Genomic DNA, 21,101 nt, shown 5'->3' with positions numbered 1-21,101 from the left:
GGGTCTTACCAGGTTGCGTGCAGCTTCAGCTTGATCACACGGCCTTCGCCATAAGCGCAAGCGGTGGAGGTCTGGCAGGACGCGACATAGGTCTCGTCAAACACGTTGTTGACGTTCAGGTCGACACCCCAGTTGTCCTTGCCGTAGCCGACATGCGCGTCGACCAGGGTGACATCCGGAACCTTGAGGGTGTTTGCCTGGTCTGCCCAGCTTTCACCGACATAACGTAGACCTGCGCCAACCGAGAGACCGTCGAGCGCACCGTTGAAGATGGCTTCATCAAAACCGTACTCAAGCCAGACAGAGCCCATGATTTCCGGAACAATGTAAGGCGTGTTTCCGACGATCGCAGCGTTGGTGTCCTTGGTGATTTCAAGGTCGTAGGCTGTGAAGGCGGCAGTTGCCATCAGGTTCTGGGTGATCTTGCCTTTGGCTTCGATCTCGATCCCGCGCGAGCGGATCTCACCGGTCTGGATTTGCGCGAAGGCGTTGGTTGGATCCGTGGTCAGGACATTCTGACGGGTGAGGTCGAATGCGGAGACCGTCAGCAAGGCATCCATGAATGTCGGCTGGTATTTGATTCCGACTTCATACTGGGTGCCGGTTTCCGGTTCGAACATGTTGCCGAACTGGGTTGTGCCGATCTGCGGGTTGAAGAAGCTTGCAATGCTGGCGTAAGGCGTCAGACCATTGTTGAACTCATAGGCCAGACCTGCACGACCGGAGAAGGCACTGTCGAAGCTTTCGTTCCGGTTGTCCTGGGTCGGGGAGTAGAACGTCGGTCCATCCTGGGTGTTGGTCCAGACACTGTCATGGCGCCCATTCAGGGTGACAATCCAGCCGTCACCGAAGCGCAACTGATCCTGAGCGTAGAAGCCGAGCTGTTTCTGGAACAGGTCCTGGTTGGTGTAGCTGACCGGCAAGGTCTGCGTAGCGCCGTAGACCGGGTTGACCACATCGATCGACGTGGTGGTGCCGAACAGGGCGGAAGCCTGAACCTGGTTCAGATTGTAGTATTTGTAGTCGATGCCACCCAACACGCGGTGCTCGATCGGGCCAGTCAGGACCTTGCCTTCAATCTGGTTGTCGACGAGGAAAGTGCTGACTTCGGAATCATGCTCGAAGTTGATGCGGCTCAGACGTGTGCTGGATCCGGCTTCGTAGCCGTTGCCGTAAATGCTGTGCTCGGAAACATCCGCATGAGTGTAACGGGCATTCTGGCGGAAGGTCCAGTCGGCGTTGAACTCATGCTCGAACTCGTAGCCGATGGAAGCCTGGTCACGCTTGTAGTAGTCCAGTCCCGGCTCGGTGAAGTTGGCGTCGCGGTCAATACGGCCGAAAGAGGCGTCAACAACGGTACCCTCGTAGGGCAGGAAGGCGCCGCCGTTGTGGGTTTCATCAATGCCGGTGAAATTGGCGAGCAACGTCAGCTTGGTGGCATCGTTCAGATGCAGTGTCAGGCTCGGGCTGATGGTGCCGCGAACGCCGTCTTCAAAATCCGAGTAGCCATCGCCGCCCTGCAACCTGCCAAGCACGCGGAAGTCGAACTCGTCCTTGTAGCTGTCGCCAATGTCGAAGCCGAAGTAGCCTGTGCCAGCGTCATTGATGCCGGTCTCGACGTAGCGAATGCGCTCGCCTGTTGGCTTTTTGGAGACGTAGTTGACAATACCGCCCGGATTGGAGCCGCCATAGAGGACCGAGGAGGCTCCCTTCAGAACTTCGATCCGCTCGAGCAGGAAGCTGTCCACGAAGAGGCCGCCGAAAGCGTAGCTGTAGTTCTGCAGGCCATCCAGATAGGCGCCATCTGCGGTTGCCTGGAAACCACGGATGAAGATCCAATTGGTGTCGCTGTCATAACCGAAGGGTTGGGTGAAGACGCCGGCGGTGTAGCGCAGGGCTTCATCGGCCTTGGTTGCTCCGCGGTCGGTAAATTCTTCTTCGCCGATGACGGAAACGGACTGCGGCACTTCGTTCAGCGGTGTTGCTGTCTTGCTGCCGGTCAGCGTTGCGTCGGCCACATAGCCTTCGACTTCGCCGGTTGCAGTGGTCTGGTTGAGCGTGTCAACCGTTACCTGCTCGAGCGCCACATTCGCACTTTGCCCCCAGGCAGTGGAAGCGGTGAGCGCGGTGCTGCCCATCAGCACGGCAGCAAAGATGCCCCTTGTCATAGTCATTAGCCCCGATTTTTTTGGAGAATAGCTGCGACTGGGGAAGGTACAGCCTTGTCGCAGCTGTTGGTAATTCGGAGTGATTAACTCATGTTAATGTTTCGCGATTGTTTGAAATTCCGGTTCCTTGAACAAAACCCGGATGTTTTGGCCTTTACCCCACCTCACAGCTAGGATTTCGAGCGTCTCCAGGCAGCTGGCGTGGTGCCCTCGAAGCGACGGAAAACACGGGTGAAATGCGCCTGATCAGAAAAGCCGGCAGCGATTGCCGCCTCTGTAGGGCTCATGTCTTTCTCCTTCAGCATCCGCTTTGCCTCTTCCACCCGCTTGGCCATTTGCCAGCGATGTGGGGGCAGGCCGGTGGACCGCTTGAAGGCCTCCGAAAAGTAGGAGGGGGACAGCCCGACAAGATCCGCGAGTTCCTTCAAGGCAATATTTCGGGCGTAGTTTGTGGCGATGTAATCCATCACCTTGCGTAGATGGCGCGGAGGCAGCTTGCCACGAGCTGCATCATCGGCTGGTTGGATCTTGGCCAAAACAGTGATCAGGCTGGTGACCAGACTTTCGCCGTAGAGATCATCGAGTCCACTCGGATTTATGGTCTCTTCCGCGATCAGGCGGGACAGTTGCAGCAGGCGGGGGTCTGTGATGTGAAAGTCAGCGGTTGCCAGAGCTTCACGATCAAGGCGCCCACCAAAGCGCTCGGACAGTGCAGCGCTGTCCAGATGCAGGTCCAGGTGCCGCATCCGCCCTGCCGGGGTGATGCGAGACCAGACAGGCAATTCCGCTGGAATGAAGCAGATCGGATTTTCCGCAGTCATCACATGAGCCTCCTCCGCATCGGAAGCGGTCTGAAGACGAACAGTGAGATCTTTGGAACTCTCCAGCAGAACGAAAAGGCGTGGTGCTCGGGAAACATATTGGCCGGCTGCGTCCATCGCGCAGTCAACGCTCCAGACATCTGCGATCAAGCCAGGCCAGGCTCTGCAGCATAGATCCTCCAACAGGGTTACACCCTGAATTCGGCTGTCCATGTTGGGATGAAAGGTCATGAGCGATGACTGATCGGGGCGCAGGGTTGAACACGACAGCTGCTCGGCATGCGGGCAGTTGCTCTCTTGGTTCCTGCGCTCTAGCGGAAAAAAGCGGAAACTACCAGTCAAGTTTTAGAGTTTGCTCGGGACCGTGGGCATTTTTGGTCGCAAAAGGTAAACGACCGCCGCTTCCACGAGTGAGAAGCGGCGGTCGTAGTTGCTAGGCTCAGGCCGTCGATCAGGCCTTTCCGGCAATCTGGGCTGACTGGGCCAGAAGGGCTGCATTGCCTCCGGCTGCCGTTGTGTCGATGCAGACATGTCTTTCATAGAAGACGTGGCCGACATCCGGCATGCCGCCGATGAGAGGCAAGATAGGTCCGTCGAGCTCCGACAGGGCGCGCGCATAGGCCCGTGCGGTCTCTGCATCGCCCCACCAGATCAGACCGGTGTACCCGGAAAGTTTTGCGAGGTCCTCGGGCTTTGGCGATTGACCGGCGGCAACCGCGTTCCCTCCCATCGCGGCGACAATGTCACGTTGACGGTTGGCTGCGGCATCGCCTGGTCCAAGACAGAGGATCGGTGGGCGGGGAATGCGGGACAAGCGGTTGGTTTCACCTGTTGGCCCCGGCAGTTCCTCCGTGACCGCAGACCGATCCGTGTTGGAGGCGAGGATCAATGCCTGCAGTTCAGCAAGATCGACGGGCTGTGTCACGTCATCGGTGGTGGCGGCCAGCGAGGCCTCCAGCGGATGAGAGTGGAAGCGGGACAGGTAATGCGGCCCACCGGCTTTGGGCCCCGTGCCTGAAAGTCCTTCGCCACCGAAGGGCTGACTGCCCACAATTGCGCCGATCTGGTTGCGGTTGACGTAGACGTTGCCGACATCAACCTGTGCGCTAACGGTTTCAACGCGTGAGGTGATGCGTGTGTGGAGACCGAAGGTCAGGCCATAGCCGCTGCCGTTGATGTTGGCGATGACCTTGTCCAGATCGTCCGCCTTGTAGGTGGCAACGTGCAGAACTGGACCGAAGATTTCCTGCTGCAGATCCTCGATGCCGTTGATGCGGATCAGGGCCGGACCGACGAATGTACCGCGGGAGGGAACATTGACCTGCTTCAGAAGCCGACCTTCTGCTGCGGCTTTGGCAATGTGGTCATCGATGGTTTTCTTGGCGGCGGCATCGATCACCGGGCCGATGTCGGTCTCCAGATGCCAGGGATCTCCGAGCAGCTGCTCGTCCATCACGCCTTTCAGCATTTCGAGGAAGGCGGGGGCGATGTCTTCCTGCACATAGAGGCAGCGCAGGGCTGAACAGCGTTGTCCAGCGGACTGAAAGGCGGAGGCCGTCACATCACGTGCGGCCTGTTCGGGCAGGGCAGTGCTGTCGACGATCATGGCGTTGATTCCGCCGGTTTCGGCAATCAGCGGGGCATCTGGTGCCATGTGTTCTGCCATCGCCTTGCGGATACGCTTGGCTGTTGCGGTGGATCCGGTGAAGGAGACCCCGGCAACACGTGGGTCGCTGGTCAGGGCAGCGCCAACTTTGGGACCTGCGCCAATGACCAACTGCAACGCATTGAGTGGAACCCCGGCACGATGCAGCAGCTTGACCGCGTGGGCGGCAATCAGTGGGGTCTGTTCAGCCGGTTTGGCAAGAACGCCATTCCCCGTGGCCAATGCGGCCGCGATCTGGCCTGTGAAGATCGCCAGGGGAAAGTTCCAGGGGCTGATGCAGGTGAAGATGCCCATGGGGGCGATCGGGTTGGTTACGACCGCGTTGCGGGCATAATATCTGAGGAAGTCGACGGCTTCCCGCAGCTCGCCGACGCAATCGGCAATGGTCTTTCCGGCTTCCGTTGCCAGCAGCGAGAAGAAGGTTGCGGCGGCTTCCTCGTAAAGGTCAGCGGCGGCCAGAAGAATATCAGCGCGCTCGGAAACCGGCACAGCCCAGGGATGTGCGGCGGCGAGCGCCGTCTCGATGTCCGCCGGTGTTGCCGTGTAGATCTTGCCGATGATTTCGCCGTTGGCCGGATTGACCGCGGGGATTTCCTCGTCGGTGGAGACGTTCCCATCGATCAGCGACTGGACGGTCAGAGGCGTTTCGAGGTGGCGCTGTTGATCCAGTCGGGCCAACTCGGTCCGGCTCTTGAGGTCAAGGCCTTTCGAATTGCGTCGCGCCTTGCCGAACAGGTTAGGCCCAGTGACCAGGATCGGGTTGGGCTGGAAGTCCAGGGCTTCTGCATCGTCGAAGGGGCAGGAGACGACTTTCTCAGGTGGAATGCGCTCGTCAACGATCTGATTGACGAAGGAGGAGTTGGCTCCATTCTCAAGCAGGCGGCGCACCAGATAGGCGAGGAGGTCGCGGTGGGCGCCGACGGGGGCGTAGATGCGGCAACGCGTTCCGTTCTCCTTCATCACCATCTCGTGCAGCTTTTCGCCCATACCATGGAGGCGCTGGAATTCGAAGCTATGCTTGTCTACACCGGTTGCCATTTCCAGAACTGCGGCCATTGTGTGGGCGTTGTGCGTGGCAAATTGCGGGTAGATCCGGTCAGTCATGCTCAGCAGTTTGCGGGCGTTTGCGATGTAGCTGACATCGGAGAACGGCTTGCGAGTGAAGACGGGGAAGTCCGGCAGGCCTTCGACCTGGGAGTGCTTGATCTCCGCATCCCAGTATGCGCCCTTAACGAGCCGCACCGTAATCTGGCGATCCAGACGCTGGGCGGTGTGATGCAGCCAGTCGATGACCGCACCAGCGCGACGCGAATAAGCCTGGACGACGACGCCGAAGCCGTTCCATCCAGCCAGAGCCTCATCTTCCAGAACGCGCTCGATTACCTGCAACGACAGCACCAGCCGATCGGCTTCCTCGGCATCGATGGTGAGGTTCATGTTGGCGGCCTTGGCCTGGACTGCCAGATCCCGCAGGACCGGTACCAATTCGGAGAGAACGCGCTCTTCCTTTGCCACTTCGTAGCGCGGGTGAAGCGCCGACAGTTTGACGGAGACGCCGGGATTGTCGCGCATGTCAGGCTTTTTGCAAGCTGGCGTGAGCGATTTGATTGTGGTGGCGTAGCTGCCGAGGTAGGCAGCGGCGTCCTTGGCCGTCATGGCGGCTTCGCCGAGCATGTCGTAGGAATAGGTGAAGCCCTTGGCTTCCTGCCGCGCGGCACGTTCCATTGCCTTCTTGATTGTTTCGCCAAGAACGAACTGGCGACCCATTTCCCGCATGCCTTGCGCGACGGCGGTGCGGATGACCGGTTCGCCCAGACGTTTGACAGCACCACGTACAATTCCGCCGAGACCCGGTTTTTGCCCGTTCAAAACCTTGCTGGTCAGAGCCAATCCGATCGTGGAGGTATTGACCAGAGCCGACTTTGAGTGACCATGATGCCTGAACCAGTTGTAGGGAACGATCTTGTCTTCAATCAGATCATCGACCGTCTGTGCATCGGGAACACGCAGCAGCGCTTCGGCAAGGCACATCAGGGCGATGCCTTCCTCAGTCGACAGACCGTACTCGGCGAGGAACACTTCCATCAGCCCGAGGCTGTCGTTGGTCCGGATTCTGCGCACCAGGTCGGCGGCAGCAGTGACGATCCGATTTCGGTCGTCAGGGCCCAGATCAGCTTCCTGTGCCAGACGGCGAAGGAGGGTTGTTTCATCCTGAAGTTTTAGGTTCTCGATTAGGTCGAGCTGATCGTGAGCTGCAAGCATCATTGCCTCCAATAGCATTTTCGCTATCATATCTCGGTTGAACCAAGCGGTTCGTCTGAAAATAAGATTATTAAAGTTTAAGCGACCAAAATAATGCCCAATGACAGTTCAAGTGAAGCCGTGGAACTGGATCGTATCGACCAGGCGATTCTGAATATTCTGGCGGTAGACGGCAGAGTTTCCATGACCAGTCTGGCAGAGCAAGTCGGACTGTCCAAAACACCGGTGCTGGCGCGGGTTCGGCGGCTTGAAACGGAAGGCGTCATTTTGAACTATAGGGCTTCGCTTTCACCATCGAAACTTGGCTGTAGTCATGTGGCTTTTGTCGAGACGCGTCTGCTTGATACTCGGGAGGCAGCCTTGCGGGCTTTTAACGCAGCCGTCGTCAAGGTGCCCGAGATCGAAGAGTGCCACATGATTGCCGGTGGATACGACTATCTGTTGAAGGTTCGTACTCGCGATATTGCCGAATACCGCCGTGTCATGAGTGAAAAGATTTCCTCGCTGCCACATGTGTCTTCCACCTCTACCTTTGTGGCGATGGAAACGGTCAAGGAAACTGCGCTGACTTTGAGTTGAAGAGTGAACTCGCAGTGGCTGGCGTGAGGCAGACTGTTCCCAGTCGTTTCAGACACTCTTGCTGATGCTGGGGTGTAGGCTTTATTGTTGGCTCTTGCCTCCGGCAGCTACAAGGCTGTCAACTCCCTAGACGCTTGCCACATCGGCTTCGGGATATGCTCCATGACGAAACATTGCGCTTCGGATGATGACATCCGCTTCCATCTCTCCCGGGCGACACGTGCTCTGCATGATCTTGTTGACGTTCAGGCGGAGCATAACGACCTTGAGACAACGGTTGGTGTTGCATCGCTTATAGCCTTTTTCCATAAGGGCTTCTCGCAAATTGAAGCGGCGCTGGACCGGGCCGACGCGGCCACAGTTCTGAGCGATTGGGAAAGCCGCAAACGTACAGACTTGCTTGAAAACGATCTCAACGGTCTGGGAATTGGCGATACTACTGCCAACGAAGCTGTTCAGGCAGGGTTTTCCTTCGATAGTCAGGCGGAAATTTGGGGCGGCCTGTATGTGATCGAGGGATCACGCCTCGGGGCTCGCATGCTGGTTCGCGCATCTGATCATACCCGTGCCTCGGCATTTTTGTCCGAATCAGCCACCTGCAGGTTTTGGCCCGACTTTGTCATTGCGCTAACGGAGGCAGATCAGTCTTTGCAGGATCGCAACGGAATGGTTCGCGGGGCCGAGAAAGCGTTTCAGGCGTTTTTGTCGCAATATTGATGTGCGCATCGGCCTTAGATTGCCGGGTGGTACGTATTTTCTCTTATATATTTCATATTGTTAGGGTTGGAATCTCAACTTTTACGTGCTTTTGGATTATTTTCTACAGGCTAAGAGGCGCTCAGACGATAATTAATTTGAAACCCGGTTGACCTCAGGCGATATTCTATGACGTCGGGACGAGCGGATATCGGACCAAAGGGGCGGTTCGTTTTTCCGTTGTCTTGTGAACTGCATCGTTAAGCTGCAGTTTTGAAGCAATAGATGTCGGCACCACGCCTTTGACCGTCCCCCAGGTTGATCGGATACAATGGGTATCTGAAGGAAGCGTCAGGGTAGTCGAGTTTAATGCAGACTGTTGATTTGGAAAGTTGTGAACGCGAGCCTATCCACCAGCTCGGGGGAGTCCAGGCTTTCGGATGCCTGTTTGCTTTTTCCAATGATTGGCTGTTGTCGCATGTCAGCGAGAATGTCCCGAAATTCGTCGATCAAACAGTTGATGATCTGCTTGGTATGCCGGCTGCGGATCTCTTCGCCAGCGATTGTCTGCACGAGATCCGATCGCGTCTGCAATGGCTGCAGTTCACTGACGCCAGTGAACGGCTGTTCGGCGTTGACGTGTTTGGCGACGGCCGCAGCTTCGATATAGCGCTGCACAAATCAGAAGACCTGATCATCATCGAAATCGAACTGTCGGATGCGTCAGGCCGCATGGAGGCCATGTCGGTCGTTCGATCCATGATGAACAGGCTCGTGGAAGGCGGGACTTTTTCGAAGTTTTTGCAGCAGGCCGCGCGACAGGTTCGGTTTGTGACCGATTTTGACCGGGTCATGGTCTATCGGTTTTTGCCGGATGGGTCTGGCGAAGTGGTTGCGGAGGCGCGTGCGCCGCAGGTCGACAGCTTTCTGGGGCTCCGCTACCCGGCATATGATATTCCGCCGCAGGCGCGGGCGCTGTATCTACGCAATCACTTTCGTATCATTGCCGATGTGAACGGCGAGGTTTCCAAGCTTGTTCCTGAGTTTCGCTATGACGGCAGGCCGCTGGATCTATCATTGAGTGTCTCTCGCTCGGTTTCCGAAATCCACCTGGAGTACCTGCGCAACATGGGGGTGCAGGCGTCGCTGTCTATCTCCATCATTGTCGACGGGAAATTGTGGGGCCTGTTTGCCTGCCATCATTATGAGCCCAAGCTGATCCGCTTTGACCGACGAACGGCTGCTGAGCTGTTTTCGCAGATGTTCTCCCGCGAGGTGGCCAAGCGCGAGCAAGACGAATTGCTTGCGGTCGAGGCTCAGGCACGTGAGCTCCACGATCGGATCATGGCCGGGATCAGCGTGGAGGGGTCTGTGTTTGACAACCTGAAGGGCTATCTGGAACCCTTCATGGATGTGGTCGGCTGTGATGGCGTCGGTATTCTGATTGATGAAAATTATGCAAGCATCGGTCTCTCGGCGAGCTCCGAGGAAGTCACCTCGTTGCGCAAGCTGCTCAACCGATCAGCAGCCAGCAAGGTATTCTCAAGTCACAAGCTTTCTTCTTTGCTGGGGGAAAGCGATTTTACGCTTAGAATTCCAGGCGTTCTGGCCATCCCCGTTTCGCGCCGTCCCCGCGACTACCTGCTGTTCTTCCGCGGTGAAGTTGTTCAGTCGGTGACCTGGGGGGGCAACCCGGAAAAGTCGGTTGAATATGGTCCGAATGGAGCCAGACTGACGCCGCGCAAAAGCTTCGAAGCATGGAAAGAGAACGTCACTGGTCAGGCTGAGCACTGGAGCAAGTCGGATCTCAAGATCACCGAAATTATCCGGACCACGCTGCTGGAGGTCATTCTCAGATCCGTCGATGCCAACGATCGGCTGCATCAGCAGGCCAATCAGCGTCAGGACACACTGATTGCAGAGCTGAACCACCGGGTCCGCAATATCCTCACATTGATCCAGGGGGTTATCTCCCAGTCGCGGCACAACGCCCGCGACCTGGATCATTTTACGAGTACGGTCAACGGTCGTATCAAGGCGCTGGCACGGGCGCACGACCAGATAACCCAGGCGAATTGGGCACCGGGTGCTCTGCGCGATCTTCTGGAAAATGAGGTCCGGGCTTATTCGGACACCCTTGATCTTCAGGTGGAGCTTGTCGGCGTCAACGTCATGCTGGCACCGCAGGCGTTCTCCACCGTCGCCCTGGTGATGCACGAGATGGTCACCAATGCGGCAAAGTACGGGGCCTTGTCGGTGCCTGAAGGCAAGCTTCGGATATCGTGGGTGCTGGAAACCGATGGGGCCGTCTCGATCGCGTGGCTCGAAAGCAATGGACCCGCTGTAACTCCGCCGAGACGCCGTGGGTTTGGATCCACCATCATTGAGCATTCTGTTCCGCATGAGCTCCAGGGTGAATCGCAAATCAACTACCCTGCAGAAGGCGTTCGCGCCTCTTTCAAGCTGCCCGCAGCCTATTGCGAGCTTGGAGATGCCAGCGAATCACCGAAACTGTCCATAGAGGACCTGCCGTCGCCGAAAGTCATTTCTGTAGGGGCGCGAAAGTCCAAGGTCCTGCTGGTGGAAGACAATGTGATCATCGCCATGGATGGCGAAGATATGCTGCGGGAAATCGGCTTCAAGGAAATCATCCTGGCGAACAATGTCAGCTCGGCTCTCAATGCGATCGAGGCAAATGAGTTCGACCTGGCAATCCTGGATATCAATCTTGGCAAGGAAACCAGCTTCCCGGTGGCTGAATTGCTGCTGAAAATGCAGGTGCCGTTCATCTTTGCCAGCGGTTACGATGATACGTCTCTGATGGACAAGAACAACTTTGAAGACGTGCCGCTGCTGAGCAAGCCTTTCTCAAAACAGTCGCTGGTCGAAGCTTTGGGGTCGGAGATGGATCTCGACGACTGAGCCTGATTTGCAGGGCTTACCGCTTGTCTAGAGTGGCAGATCCCGATTGTCGGCAATGGCTTCCATGGTGATGTAAGAGGTGACGGTCTCCAACTCCACCTTGTCGATCAGCTTCTGGTAAATCCGGTCGAATGCATTCATGTCTTCAGCCATGATTTTCAGCATGTAGTCATAGTCACCGGCAAGTCGAAAGAAGTCGATGACGTTTGGGATTGCCGTGACTTCCTTGCGGAACAGATCCAGCCACTCCCGTGCGTGGTGACGGGTGCGCACCATGATGAAGACCGTCAGTCCGAGCCCCAATTCTTCCGGATCCAGCCGGACCGTGTGACCCTTGATCACGCCAGATTCTTCCAGCACCTTCAAACGCCGCCAGCAGGCGTTCTGCGACAGGCCGACCCGCTCGGCGATCTCGCGTTGGGAGAGGCTTGCTTCCTGCTGCAGGACTTTCAGAATTTTGCGATCAAACGTATCGATTTTGTAAGACATGCCGTTTGTATGACACAAGATGTGTCCTTGTTTCCATAAATTATGTGAAGAACTTCTCATTTTGAATGTCATATGATCTCTTCAGTCCTATTGGAGAGATCGAATGACCACGGCGAGCCCGCAAGCCCTCTTGTCTGCCTTCAGGGCATCGCTTTCTGGTGAGGGGCTGGTTGACAGGCTCGCGGCCGGGGTTATCGGGGAGGGGCAGCAGATCGACGGAGGTTTCGGCACTCGGGAAATGATCTATGCCGACTATGTGGCCTCGGGACGGGCGTTGATGCAGGTCGAGCGCTTTGTTCTCGAGCAGGTGTTGCCGTTTTACGCCAACAGCCACACCGAAGCTTCTTACTGCGGATCTTTCATGACCCGGTTGCGCGGTGCGGCGCGAGCGGAAATCTCGCGGCTCTGTGGAGCGGGGGAGGGCTATGCGACAATTTTCTGCGGGAGCGGGGCGACGGCGGGTCTCAATCGGCTGGTGCATCTTCTCGACCTCAAGCGTCGGGCCGAGGCTGAACCGCCGCTGGTGTTGATCGGTCCTTATGAGCATCATTCCAACATACTGCCCTGGCGCGAAAGTGCGGCACAGGTGATCGAGATTGGCGAAGCCCCAGGTGGCGGACCTGATCTTCACGACTTGCAGCGTCATCTCAGCGCCGCAACGCCTGGGAGGCAGATCACCGGGGCGTTCTCGGCCCTGTCGAACGTGACCGGCCTGAAAACGGATGTTGCCAGGGTCAATCAGCTGCTCAAGACGCATGGGGCCCTGAGTGTCTGGGACTTTGCCGGAGGCGGGCCGTATCTCCCCATCGACATGTCCTGCGGGGGCGGGCTGGATGCGGTGGTGGTTTCCCCGCACAAGTTTCCAGGTGGTCCTGGGGCGTCGGGCATATTGATCGTGAAGCGGGCGGTTGTGCTCGTTGACTGTCCAAGCCTGCCGGGGGGAGGCACGGTTCGCTTCGTCTCTCCATCGCGGCACGATTATTCTGAGCGGGTCGAAGTACGGGAGGAAGCGGGAACGCCAAATGTGGTTGGCGACATCCGCGCTGCTCTGGTGTTTCTGGTCAAGGAGGCGCTCGGGCAGGTGTTCCTCGATCGCAGGCATGAAGAATTGAAGTTTAAGGCGCTCCGGGCTTGGACATCAGTGTCGGGTCTGGAAATTTTGGGCGACCCTGAGACGAAGGACAGCCTGCCGATTTTCTCGTTCCGCATCCGGGATCCGCGCGGCGAAGGCTTTTTGCACCCTCAGTTGGTGACACGGATGCTGTCTGATCTTTTTGGTGTTCAGGCACGGGGAGGCTGTGCCTGTGCTGGGCCTTACGCGCATCGGCTGTTGGGGATCGGGGACATAGAATCCGACAGGTTGCGTAAGGCCATACTGGCGGGCGATGAAATGATGAAACCCGGGTGGACGCGACTAAATCTGTCTGTGCTGATGAGTGATGCCAAGGCCGACAAGGTAATCACCGCCGTCGCTGAGCTGGCGCGCGCTCCTTACCCGGCTTGCCTGTCTTATGTCGTGGACGAATCGACCGCGCGGTTTCGGGGGCGTGAGGACCTTATGGCGGAGAATGTCGCCTGACAGGAGCGGCATGCGCACGCGTGGCAAGCTTGGTCTCTAGCAGGAATTAGTGTGCTCGTGCGCTGAAAAATTGGCAGCCATCTGTCCCAAGAAAAAAGGCCCGCGCTTGCGGGCCTTTCGTCGTTCGATGCGTAAATTTTCGCCGGCTCAGTGCGCCGCGAGCGCCTGTTCCAGATCCGCGATGATATCCACTGCATCTTCCAGACCAACCGAAAGACGCACGACATCCGGACCTGCACCGGCGGCGGTCTTTTGCTCGTCTGTCAGCTGACGGTGCGTGGTCGATGCCGGATGGATGATCAGGCTGCGGGTGTCGCCAATGTTGGCCAGATGCGAGAACAGCTGGACGTTGGAGACGAGCGAAACGCCGGCGTCATAGCCACCCTTCAGACCGAAGGTGAAGACGGCACCGCCACCCTTGGGCATGTAGGTCTGCTGCAGTTCATGATAGGCATCGCCTTCCAGTCCCGCATAGGACACCCAGGCGATTTTGTCGTGGCCTTTCAGGTACTGAGCAACGGCAAGAGCATTGTCGCAGTGCCGCTGCATGCGGAGCGGCAGGGTTTCGATGCCGGTGAGAATCATGAAGGCGTTCATCGGCGAAATTGCCGGGCCAAGATCCCGAAGACCGAGCACCCGACACGCGATGGCAAAGGCGAAATTGCCGAAGGTCTCATGCAGGACAATGCCGTCATATTCCGGACGTGGTGTGGAGAGCAGCGGATAACGACCACTGGCCGACCAATCGAAACTGCCGCCATCGACGATGACGCCACCCATGGAGTTGCCGTGGCCGCCCATGAACTTGGTCAGGGAGTGCAGGACAATGTCTGCCCCATGCTCGATCGGGCGATAGAGATACGGCGTTGCCATTGTGTTGTCGACGACCAGCGGCACAGCGTGCTTGCGGGCAATGGCCGAAATCTTGGCAACGTCGGTTACGACACCACCTGGATTGGCCAGGCTCTCGATGAAGATGGCCTTGGTATTTTCGTCAATCGCCTCTTCGATGGAGGTCATGTCGGTCGGATCAACCCATTTCACGCCCCAGCCGAAGCTTTTGAACGAGTGGTTGAGCTGGTTGATCGATCCGCCATAGAGCTTGTTGGCGGCGACAATGTTGTCACCCGGCTGCATCAGCGTGTGGAAGGCAAGCAGCTGGGCGGAATGACCGGAGGCAACCGCGAGTGCTGCGGTGCCGCCTTCAAGCGCTGCGACGCGCTCTTCCAGCACCGCGGTCGTCGGATTGGTGATTCGCGTGTAGATGTTACCGAAGGCCTGGAGCCCGAACAGTGACGCCGCGTGGTCCACATCGTCAAAGACGAAGGATGTGGTCTGGTAGATCGGCGTGACGCGGGCCCCGGTCGCGGGATCCGGCTGGGCACCTGCATGAATAGCCAGCGTGGCAAAGCCTGGAATATTTTCGCTCATTGTGAGCCTCCTCCCTGATTGTTTTGCGCATACTGTCGGATGGGCGACGGGGCGTAAAGAGCGTCGGGAGCGTTAGGTGTACCCCTTTGAGGAATTCCCTGTTGCCGGGCAGCGCGCTGACCCTCAATGACCGGATTTCAGTCCGCGGTGCTGGTAGCCGGACTTGAGCGCCGGGCGCTTGGAGGAAAGGGTGCGAGAATTGACGCCGACCCAGCCGATTTCACCGGACAGTCGGCCATATTCGATCTTGGGGCAGCGATCCATGACGACCTTGATGCCCGCATCTTCGGCGCGTTGGGCTGCGGCCTCGTTGCGCACCGTGAGCTGCATCCAGATCACTTTCGGCAGGCGACTGGAGGCGAGTATGTCGTCGACGACCTTTGCGGCAGCATCGGAATTTCGAAAAATATCAACCATGTCCGGGGGCTGAGGCAGATCGTTCAGACTGGCATAGGTCAGTTGACCAAGGATTTCCTTGCCGGCATGACCTGGATTGATCGGCCAGACTTCATAGCCTTTCGACAGCATATATTTCAGGACGAAATACGAAGGACGCACGGTGTTGCCGCTGGCACCAACCATGGCGACGGTCTTCACCTCGTCGAGGATGGCCTTGATATAGGAGTCTGGATAGCTGTCGTGGTTCATGGGATCCATCGCATTGGCAGGGCTGAGCATATCCAATCGCGAAGCGTGGCGACTTGCAAGGACGGCTTTCGGCCCATCGGTTCGCTCTCGTGATCACGGCACTGTTACCGAAGTCACACTTAACTGAAAGAGCCTGATAGCTGACGGAGAAAGTCGTTTGCGATACTCTCGTGCGCATGATGGTGCGATGCGGTTCCTTTGGTTCTCTGAAGCTGGCGATCCTGGCAAGCCTCTCTGTTGTCTCGGTGCTGTTCAGTCCCGTTCGGGCTGATGATCTTTCAGCAGAGCCAATTCCTGTCGATGTTGCCTTGGTGCTCGCGGTGGATGTATCCCGCTCCATGTCACCGGAGGAGCTCTTGATCCAGCGCCGCGGCTATGCTGCGGCGATTGCGGACCCTGCAGTCATCAAGGCAATTCAATTCGGTGCCCATGGTCGGATCGCTCTAACGTTCTTTGAATGGGCAGGCAGTGGTCATGCGCGAGAAATCATTGGCTGGAGCCTGATTGAGACAGCCGGAGATGCTCAGGCCTTTGCAGACAGACTGGGCTCGGGGCGCAGCGTGGCCGCCAGCAGGACGTCTATCTCCGGTGCCATCCGGCATGGCTCAGGATTGCTGGACGCCTTGCCTTTTCAGGCGGATCGCCGGGTCATTGATATTTCCGGTGATGGTCCCAACAATGAAGGCGTGCCGGTGACATTGGCGCGTGACGAGGCCATCAAGGCGGGAATTGCCATCAATGGTTTGCCTTTGCTCACCTCCGACGGCTTCTATTCAAGTTTCAGCATTCCCGAGTTGGACGCTTATTACCGTGCCTGTGTGGTGGGCGGTCCGGCAAGCTTCGTTGTGCCGGTCACGGATTGGGAGCAGTTTCCTGAAGCCGTACGGCGCAAGCTGGTGCTGGAGATCGGTGGGCTCATGCCGGATGCCCGATCTGAGGGCAGGCCGGTCATGACAGTACAATACACTGCCAGACCGGCTTATGACTGCATGATCGGGGAAAAGATCTGGCAGCAACGGCGGCAGCAGTTCTTCCTCGATCCCTGAAGCCTCCGGCGGCGCGTGCCGATTGGCCTTAGCTGTCGCTCCATTCCGGCTTGCGCTTCTGCAAGAAGGCACTGATGCCCTCTTCCGCGTCCTTGGCCATCATGTTTTCCACCATGACATCAGCGGCAAAGTCATAAGCCTGATCCAGAGGCATTTCCAGCTGGCGGTAGAAAGCTTCCTTGCCGACCTTGAGTGTATGCGCTGATTTGGAAGCAATGGCTTCAGCGTATTTCTGCACCACCTGATCCAGATAGTCGCGGGGGATGATGCGGTTGATCAAGCCGAAGTCCTTGGCGGTCGAAGCGTCGATGGATTCGCCGGTCAGCAGCATTTCCATGGCCTGCTTCGGGCTTGCGTTGCGTGACAGGGCAACCATTGGTGTTGAGCAGAAGAGGCCGATGTTGACCCCGGGCGTGCAGAACGTCGCCGTATCAGTCGCCATGGCCAGATCGCAAGAAGCGACAAGCTGGCAGCCTGCTGCGGTCGCGACGCCGGTGACCACGGCAATCACCGGCTTGGGCAAACGCACGATCTGCTGCATCAAGTCAGAGCACTGGCGCATGATCGCCTGATAGGTGGCTTTGCCGCCGTCTGTGTCTCCGCGCGCAAGGGTCAGTTCCTTCAGATCATGACCTGCGCAAAACACTTTGCCTTCAGCACCCAGAAGAATGACGCGGACTTCCGGATCTTCTGCAGCATGGCTGAGCTCTGCCGAAAGGGCGCTCATCATGTCGCGGGAGAGTGCGTTCATTTTCTCTGGGCGTTGCATCACGATGCGATAGACGCCTTCGTGCAGCAGAGTTCCGAGAAGGGGCTTGCTGACGTTGGTTTGGGCGAGGTCGGACATGGTGTTTCCTTTCGGCAATCTTTTTCGTGGCCGCTTGCGAGCCTGTCTTCGGCGATGGCGCTGTTGTTTGGGTTTATATCGGTGAAAGCGCGGCGAGGCGAGGGCCTCGGCCGCGGGCGTTATTCTTGCTGTCGAGGTCAAGCAGATCTCTTGTTATTGCTCCACCTTCCGTTTACGTAAGTCTTTTGAGTATTTCTGGCTGCCTGGGAGGAAATATGCAGACGGTGATGACAGTCGAAGAGATTCGGGAGTTTTTGCGGGTCGAATTTCCGCAAATAAATGCACTGGGAGAAGCGTTTTCAGTCGAGGAGGTCTCTGACGGTCAAGCGGTGATGCGATTGCGGGTGGGAAAGATGCACCTGCGCCCTGGAGGAACTGTGTCCGGACCGGCAATGATGACGCTTGCAGATCTTGCTGCCTATACTGCCATTCTCGCCCACGTGGGGCCGGTTGCCCTGGCGGTGACAACCAACCTCAATATCAACTTCCTCAAGAAGCCGGCTGAGGGAGACCTTCTGGCGACGTGCAGCCTGTTGAAACTCGGAAAACGACTGGCTGTTGTCGAGTGCGGAATTCGTTCGGTTGGGGAAGATGATCTCTGCGCTCACGCTACAGCGACCTATTCTCTGCCTCCAAGGTGATTTAAAGGGCCTAAAATAGCGGTAATATGATACCGTTTTTATAAGCTGCTGTTTTTGCTTGGTTTTTTGATGCATCAAACGAATGAACGTGCTTGACCGGCTATCAGACCTGACGTATAAGCTGCGCCGACGAATGAGAGTCCGTCAGCGCCGGTCTTCCGGCAGCTCTCGGGCTTTTTTGTTTAACGACCCCAATTATGGATCGATCTTATGAAGACCTTCTCTGCCAAGCCGGCTGAGGTCGTAAAAAAGTGGATCTTGATCGACGCTGAAGGCATGGTTGTCGGCCGCCTGGCCGCCTACATCGCCAACCATCTGCGTGGCAAGCATCTGCCGACCTACACGCCCCATGTCGACACCGGTGACAACATCATCGTGATCAATGCCGACAAAGTGGTTCTGACCGGTAAGAAGTACGAAAACAAGAAGTACTACTGGCACACCGGTCATCCGGGCGGCATCAAGGAGCGTACAGCACGTGCGATCCTCGAAGGCCGTTTCCCTGAGCGCGTCCTCGAAAAGGCCGTTCAGCGTATGATGCCGGGCGGCCCGCTGTCCAACCAGCAGCTGAAGAACCTGCGCATCTATTCAGGTTCCGAACATCCGCATGAAGCTCAGACCCCTGAACTGGTCGACGTCAAGAGCCTCAACGAGAAAAATGCGAAGAGGGCTGACTAATGGCTGATCTGAACTCCCTGGAAGAACTGGGCGGCGTGGTTGACGCAGCTCCGGCAGCTCCGGTGCATGTCCAGAAGCTGGACGCACAGGGCCGTGCATATGCAACCGGCAAGCGGAAAGACGCGATTGCTCGCGTTTGGATCAAGCCGGGCTCCGGCAAGATCACCGTCAACGGCAAGGACTACACCGAGTATTTTGCTCGTCCGGTTCTGCAGATGATCCTGCGTCAGCCGATCGTCCTGACCGAGCGTGATGGCCAGTTTGACATTGTTGCGACCGTTGTTGGTGGTGGTTTGTCCGGCCAGGCTGGTGCTGTTCGTCACGGCATCTCCAAGGCTCTGACATATTACGAGCCGGATCTGCGCGCCATCCTGAAGAAGAATGGCTTCATCACACGCGATAGCCGTGTTGTTGAACGTAAAAAGTTCGGCCGTGCCAAGGCACGTCGTTCCTTCCAGTTCTCCAAGCGTTAATCGCTTCGCCGAACTGTTCGGAAATCGGATTGGAAAAGGGCTCGCTTCGGCGGGCCCTTTTTCGTTTGTCCATTGGTTTGAATGGGGCCATCTTCTCTAATGGGCTGGACTTGCCATGCCTCCGGATCTGACTTGGGCGCACCTGATTTGAGTGCTGCGCATGGGCGTCGACCCATTGCGTTTCTGCGGTCGCCCACCTTCCGGCGCTTTGATGCCGGAAGCCTTCAAATAATTTGAGCGATAGTGAAAGGCAATAATGGCATCCAGGATAGGCAAACGACTTTTGAAGTCGCTCAACAAGCGATTGACTCCGCTGAACATCTGCATTGACACGCGGCAATCGCAACTGGAGAAGGATGGCGTCATCGATGATGGCGCGGCACTTCTAGACTTGGCTTTGAGCCGCCATACCGATATTGCCAGCACGGCACAGCTTCAGCAGGACGTGTTCGCGCTGCTGGTCAATGATTTCAAACGGGGCGGATATTTTGTCGAGTTCGGTGCGACGAACGGCCGGAAACTTTCCAACTCCTACGTTCTGGAAACTGCATTCCAATGGAATGGCATTGTGGCCGAACCGGCAAAGGTCTGGCACGAAGACTTGCGGAAGAACCGTCGCTGCCACATTGAGACCGACTGCGTGTGGAAAGCCACCGGAGAAACCTTGGAATTCACCATGGCGAACTGGGGGGAGCTTTCCACGCTCTCGGAGTTCTCCGGCAGCGATGCGCATGCCAAACAGCGTCGAAATGCTCAGACCTATCCGGTCAACACGATCTCGCTTCTGGATCTTCTTCGGAAATTTGAAGCCCCTGCTCAGATTGATTATTTGTCCGTTGATACGGAAGGCAGTGAACTGGAGATCCTGTCGGCCTTTGACTTTCAGACCTATCGGTTCAATTGCATCACGGTTGAGCACAATTTTACCGCCACGCGGGAAGGGCTTCACGCGTTGCTGACATCGAATGGCTATCGGCGTGTTCTGCCGCACCTGTCGCGTTGGGACGACTGGTATCTTCCCATTACCACTTAGTCCTCATGCAGGTTGAGGATCGTCGTGCAGAAAGGCAATCAGCCTCGAAGTCCGGCACGTCCTGCGGCGCTGGTGATAGCTGCTGCCACATCGTCTTCAGCTGCATGGTGGATCATGTGCCCATGGCCGGGCAGCTTGAGCAAGCGGGCGTGGGGAGCTGCTTTCGATAGCGGGATCGAGTGCACATCGAGAGGCACCGTGTCATCCTCGATGCCATGCACGATTTCCAGTGGCATATCGAGAGCTGGATATCTCACCTGCATTTCTGCCAGCTGCGGCTTGAGGGAGCCGACCTGTCGTGCATTTTTCACTAGGATTTTCGAGTTCAGTGCCAGATCGCGTCCAAGAAACGCGGCATAGCCATCGGGCACAGCGTCGGGCGCGAACACGTCCTTCACAGCGTTGTCGACAAAGCTGTCCGGTGTCAGGCGCGACAAGACGGGAACCAACAGGCCCCCGCCTATCGTGCTGCCGGCAAAGCCGTACCAGGCGCCGAGGTCACCGGGCCAGGGCATTGCAGCGCCTGCCAGGGAAACCAGGGCGGCTGCCTGATCTGGTCGTTCCAGGCCCCAGGCCAAAGCGACCGCGCCGCCGTAACTGTGGCCGACAATAACGGCTTTGCTGATCCCGAGCTGACTTGCGGCCTTTGCCAGATGTTGCGCCTGTTCAATGGGCGTTTCGGCTTCTCTGTGAAGTGGTTCGGAAAACCCAAGGCCGGGGCGATCGAAAGCAGTTACCCGGAAGGTGCGAGCGAGGCGAGGGGCGAGTGAAAACGTCATGTCTCGCAGATTGCCGCTGGCACCATGAATGAGAATGACATCGGGACCAGAGCCTTCTTGCACCGCGTGAACAGTCCTGCCGTCGATCTGCAGCAATCGCCCTTCACGGATGCCTACAGCACTCGCGGTTGCGCTGTTACCAGACATGGCCATTCCTGCGGCAGAGGCCAGTAATCCGGTACCAACGATAAAATGTCTTCGGTTCATGGGGGCCTCTTGAACATTGCTTTAAGCTTTGATTTTACGCAAGGTTGACCAATTCAGATCAGTTTCAGGCGGCAAGACGTGCAAAGTTCCCGCGCGCGGTGCGGTTCCCCTTGAGCCGGCAGCCGGGTTTGGCTAC

General features: G+C 57.3%; 17 protein-coding genes. 9 read left to right on the top strand and 8 right to left on the bottom strand.

The window, feature by feature from the left end:
• Positions 1-5 precede the first annotated feature (5 nt).
• The 3 genes from J0X15_RS05600 to putA all read right to left on the bottom strand — a co-directional run bounded on the left by J0X15_RS05600 (position 6) and on the right by putA (position 6,917).
• Entirely contained in the window at positions 6-2,174 is a 2,169-nt protein-coding gene (locus J0X15_RS05600) for a TonB-dependent siderophore receptor (protein WP_206938821.1), read from the bottom strand.
• Between the two features lie 164 nt (positions 2,175-2,338).
• Positions 2,339-3,220: a helix-turn-helix domain-containing protein gene (locus J0X15_RS05595; RefSeq protein ID WP_206938819.1), complete on the bottom strand. Its 882-nt coding sequence runs from the start codon at positions 3,218-3,220 to the stop codon at positions 2,339-2,341.
• Between the two features lie 220 nt (positions 3,221-3,440).
• On the bottom strand, positions 3,441-6,917 hold the full coding sequence (putA, locus tag J0X15_RS05590; RefSeq protein WP_206939291.1) for a bifunctional proline dehydrogenase/L-glutamate gamma-semialdehyde dehydrogenase PutA: 3,477 nt from the start codon (positions 6,915-6,917) through the stop codon (positions 3,441-3,443).
• A 93-nt stretch (positions 6,918-7,010) separates the two neighbouring features.
• On the opposite strand from putA, the gene J0X15_RS05585 reads away from it, so the two are divergent.
• The 3 genes from J0X15_RS05585 (at position 7,011) to J0X15_RS05575 (ending at position 11,114) form a co-directional block, all read left to right on the top strand.
• Complete coding sequence (locus tag J0X15_RS05585; RefSeq protein WP_206938817.1) at positions 7,011-7,496, top strand: Lrp/AsnC family transcriptional regulator; 486 nt, start codon at positions 7,011-7,013, stop codon at positions 7,494-7,496.
• Positions 7,497-7,658: 162 nt separating this feature from the next.
• Entirely contained in the window at positions 7,659-8,213 is a 555-nt protein-coding gene (locus J0X15_RS05580; RefSeq protein ID WP_206938815.1) for a biliverdin-producing heme oxygenase, read from the top strand.
• Between the two features lie 348 nt (positions 8,214-8,561).
• The gene (locus J0X15_RS05575; protein ID WP_206938813.1) at positions 8,562-11,114 is read left to right on the top strand and encodes an HWE histidine kinase domain-containing protein; all 2,553 of its coding nucleotides are present in this window, start codon (positions 8,562-8,564) and stop codon (positions 11,112-11,114) included.
• A 27-nt stretch (positions 11,115-11,141) separates the two neighbouring features.
• On the opposite strand, the gene J0X15_RS05570 is transcribed toward J0X15_RS05575, so the two are convergent.
• On the bottom strand, positions 11,142-11,603 hold the full coding sequence (locus tag J0X15_RS05570; RefSeq protein WP_206938810.1) for an Lrp/AsnC family transcriptional regulator: 462 nt from the start codon (positions 11,601-11,603) through the stop codon (positions 11,142-11,144).
• A gap of 103 nt (positions 11,604-11,706) precedes the next feature.
• On the opposite strand from J0X15_RS05570, the gene J0X15_RS05565 reads away from it, so the two are divergent.
• The gene (locus J0X15_RS05565; protein WP_206938809.1) at positions 11,707-13,182 is read left to right on the top strand and encodes an aminotransferase class V-fold PLP-dependent enzyme; all 1,476 of its coding nucleotides are present in this window, start codon (positions 11,707-11,709) and stop codon (positions 13,180-13,182) included.
• 147 nt (positions 13,183-13,329) lie between these two features.
• Here J0X15_RS05565 and J0X15_RS05560 read toward each other — a convergent pair whose 3' ends face one another.
• Together J0X15_RS05560 and J0X15_RS05555 are read right to left on the bottom strand one after the other, a co-directional pair.
• Positions 13,330-14,613, bottom strand: a complete 1,284-nt coding sequence (locus J0X15_RS05560) for an O-acetylhomoserine aminocarboxypropyltransferase (RefSeq protein ID WP_206938808.1) — start codon at positions 14,611-14,613, stop codon at positions 13,330-13,332.
• A 123-nt stretch (positions 14,614-14,736) separates the two neighbouring features.
• Positions 14,737-15,261: a CoA-binding protein gene (locus tag J0X15_RS05555; protein ID WP_206939290.1), complete on the bottom strand. Its 525-nt coding sequence runs from the start codon at positions 15,259-15,261 to the stop codon at positions 14,737-14,739.
• A gap of 176 nt (positions 15,262-15,437) precedes the next feature.
• Here J0X15_RS05555 and J0X15_RS05550 point away from each other — a divergent pair, with 176 nt between their 5' ends.
• Positions 15,438-16,307 (top strand): DUF1194 domain-containing protein, encoded by an 870-nt coding sequence (locus J0X15_RS05550; protein WP_231710324.1) that lies wholly within the window; start codon positions 15,438-15,440, stop codon positions 16,305-16,307.
• 28 nt (positions 16,308-16,335) lie between these two features.
• Here the strand turns inward: J0X15_RS05550 and J0X15_RS05545 are convergent, their stop codons facing one another.
• On the bottom strand, positions 16,336-17,154 hold the full coding sequence (locus tag J0X15_RS05545; RefSeq protein ID WP_206938807.1) for an enoyl-CoA hydratase: 819 nt from the start codon (positions 17,152-17,154) through the stop codon (positions 16,336-16,338).
• A 185-nt stretch (positions 17,155-17,339) separates the two neighbouring features.
• Between J0X15_RS05545 and J0X15_RS05540 the strand changes: the two genes are divergently transcribed.
• From J0X15_RS05540 to J0X15_RS05525, 4 genes are all read left to right on the top strand, one after another.
• On the top strand, positions 17,340-17,795 hold the full coding sequence (locus tag J0X15_RS05540) for a PaaI family thioesterase (RefSeq protein WP_408015322.1): 456 nt from the start codon (positions 17,340-17,342) through the stop codon (positions 17,793-17,795).
• Between the two features lie 210 nt (positions 17,796-18,005).
• Positions 18,006-18,473 (top strand): 50S ribosomal protein L13, encoded by a 468-nt coding sequence (rplM, locus tag J0X15_RS05535; protein ID WP_206938804.1) that lies wholly within the window; start codon positions 18,006-18,008, stop codon positions 18,471-18,473.
• Complete coding sequence (gene rpsI, locus J0X15_RS05530) at positions 18,473-18,946, top strand: 30S ribosomal protein S9 (protein ID WP_206938803.1); 474 nt, start codon at positions 18,473-18,475, stop codon at positions 18,944-18,946. The genes rplM and rpsI overlap by 1 nt, the downstream gene beginning before the upstream one ends.
• A gap of 256 nt (positions 18,947-19,202) precedes the next feature.
• Entirely contained in the window at positions 19,203-19,979 is a 777-nt protein-coding gene (locus J0X15_RS05525) for an FkbM family methyltransferase (RefSeq protein WP_206938802.1), read from the top strand.
• 38 nt (positions 19,980-20,017) lie between these two features.
• Here the strand turns inward: J0X15_RS05525 and J0X15_RS05520 are convergent, their stop codons facing one another.
• Positions 20,018-20,965: an alpha/beta fold hydrolase gene (locus tag J0X15_RS05520; RefSeq protein ID WP_209015099.1), complete on the bottom strand. Its 948-nt coding sequence runs from the start codon at positions 20,963-20,965 to the stop codon at positions 20,018-20,020.
• Positions 20,966-21,101: the final 136 nt, after the last annotated feature.

Source organism: Roseibium limicola (genome assembly GCF_017313085.1).
Classification (GTDB): Bacteria; Pseudomonadota; Alphaproteobacteria; order Rhizobiales; family Stappiaceae; genus Roseibium; species Roseibium limicola.
The sequence above is the reverse complement of the archived record's forward strand: the minus strand, read 5'-3'. Positions and strand labels throughout refer to the sequence as shown.

Coding starts and splice junctions, on each gene's coding strand:
- J0X15_RS05570 (WP_206938810.1), bottom strand. CDS start 11,603: ATGTCTTACAAAATCGATACGTTTGATCGCAAAATTCTGAAAGTCCTG.
- J0X15_RS05575 (WP_206938813.1), top strand. CDS start 8,562: ATGCAGACTGTTGATTTGGAAAGTTGTGAACGCGAGCCTATCCACCAG.
- J0X15_RS05545 (WP_206938807.1), bottom strand. CDS start 17,154: ATGTCCGACCTCGCCCAAACCAACGTCAGCAAGCCCCTTCTCGGAACT.
- J0X15_RS05595 (WP_206938819.1), bottom strand. CDS start 3,220: ATGACCTTTCATCCCAACATGGACAGCCGAATTCAGGGTGTAACCCTG.
- J0X15_RS05550 (WP_231710324.1), top strand. CDS start 15,438: ATGATGGTGCGATGCGGTTCCTTTGGTTCTCTGAAGCTGGCGATCCTG.
- J0X15_RS05585 (WP_206938817.1), top strand. CDS start 7,011: ATGCCCAATGACAGTTCAAGTGAAGCCGTGGAACTGGATCGTATCGAC.
- J0X15_RS05560 (WP_206938808.1), bottom strand. CDS start 14,613: ATGAGCGAAAATATTCCAGGCTTTGCCACGCTGGCTATTCATGCAGGT.
- J0X15_RS05520 (WP_209015099.1), bottom strand. CDS start 20,965: ATGAACCGAAGACATTTTATCGTTGGTACCGGATTACTGGCCTCTGCC.
- rplM (WP_206938804.1), top strand. CDS start 18,006: ATGAAGACCTTCTCTGCCAAGCCGGCTGAGGTCGTAAAAAAGTGGATC.
- J0X15_RS05580 (WP_206938815.1), top strand. CDS start 7,659: ATGACGAAACATTGCGCTTCGGATGATGACATCCGCTTCCATCTCTCC.
- J0X15_RS05565 (WP_206938809.1), top strand. CDS start 11,707: ATGACCACGGCGAGCCCGCAAGCCCTCTTGTCTGCCTTCAGGGCATCG.
- putA (WP_206939291.1), bottom strand. CDS start 6,917: ATGCTTGCAGCTCACGATCAGCTCGACCTAATCGAGAACCTAAAACTT.
- J0X15_RS05525 (WP_206938802.1), top strand. CDS start 19,203: ATGGCATCCAGGATAGGCAAACGACTTTTGAAGTCGCTCAACAAGCGA.
- J0X15_RS05600 (WP_206938821.1), bottom strand. CDS start 2,174: ATGACTATGACAAGGGGCATCTTTGCTGCCGTGCTGATGGGCAGCACC.
- J0X15_RS05555 (WP_206939290.1), bottom strand. CDS start 15,261: ATGAACCACGACAGCTATCCAGACTCCTATATCAAGGCCATCCTCGAC.
- rpsI (WP_206938803.1), top strand. CDS start 18,473: ATGGCTGATCTGAACTCCCTGGAAGAACTGGGCGGCGTGGTTGACGCA.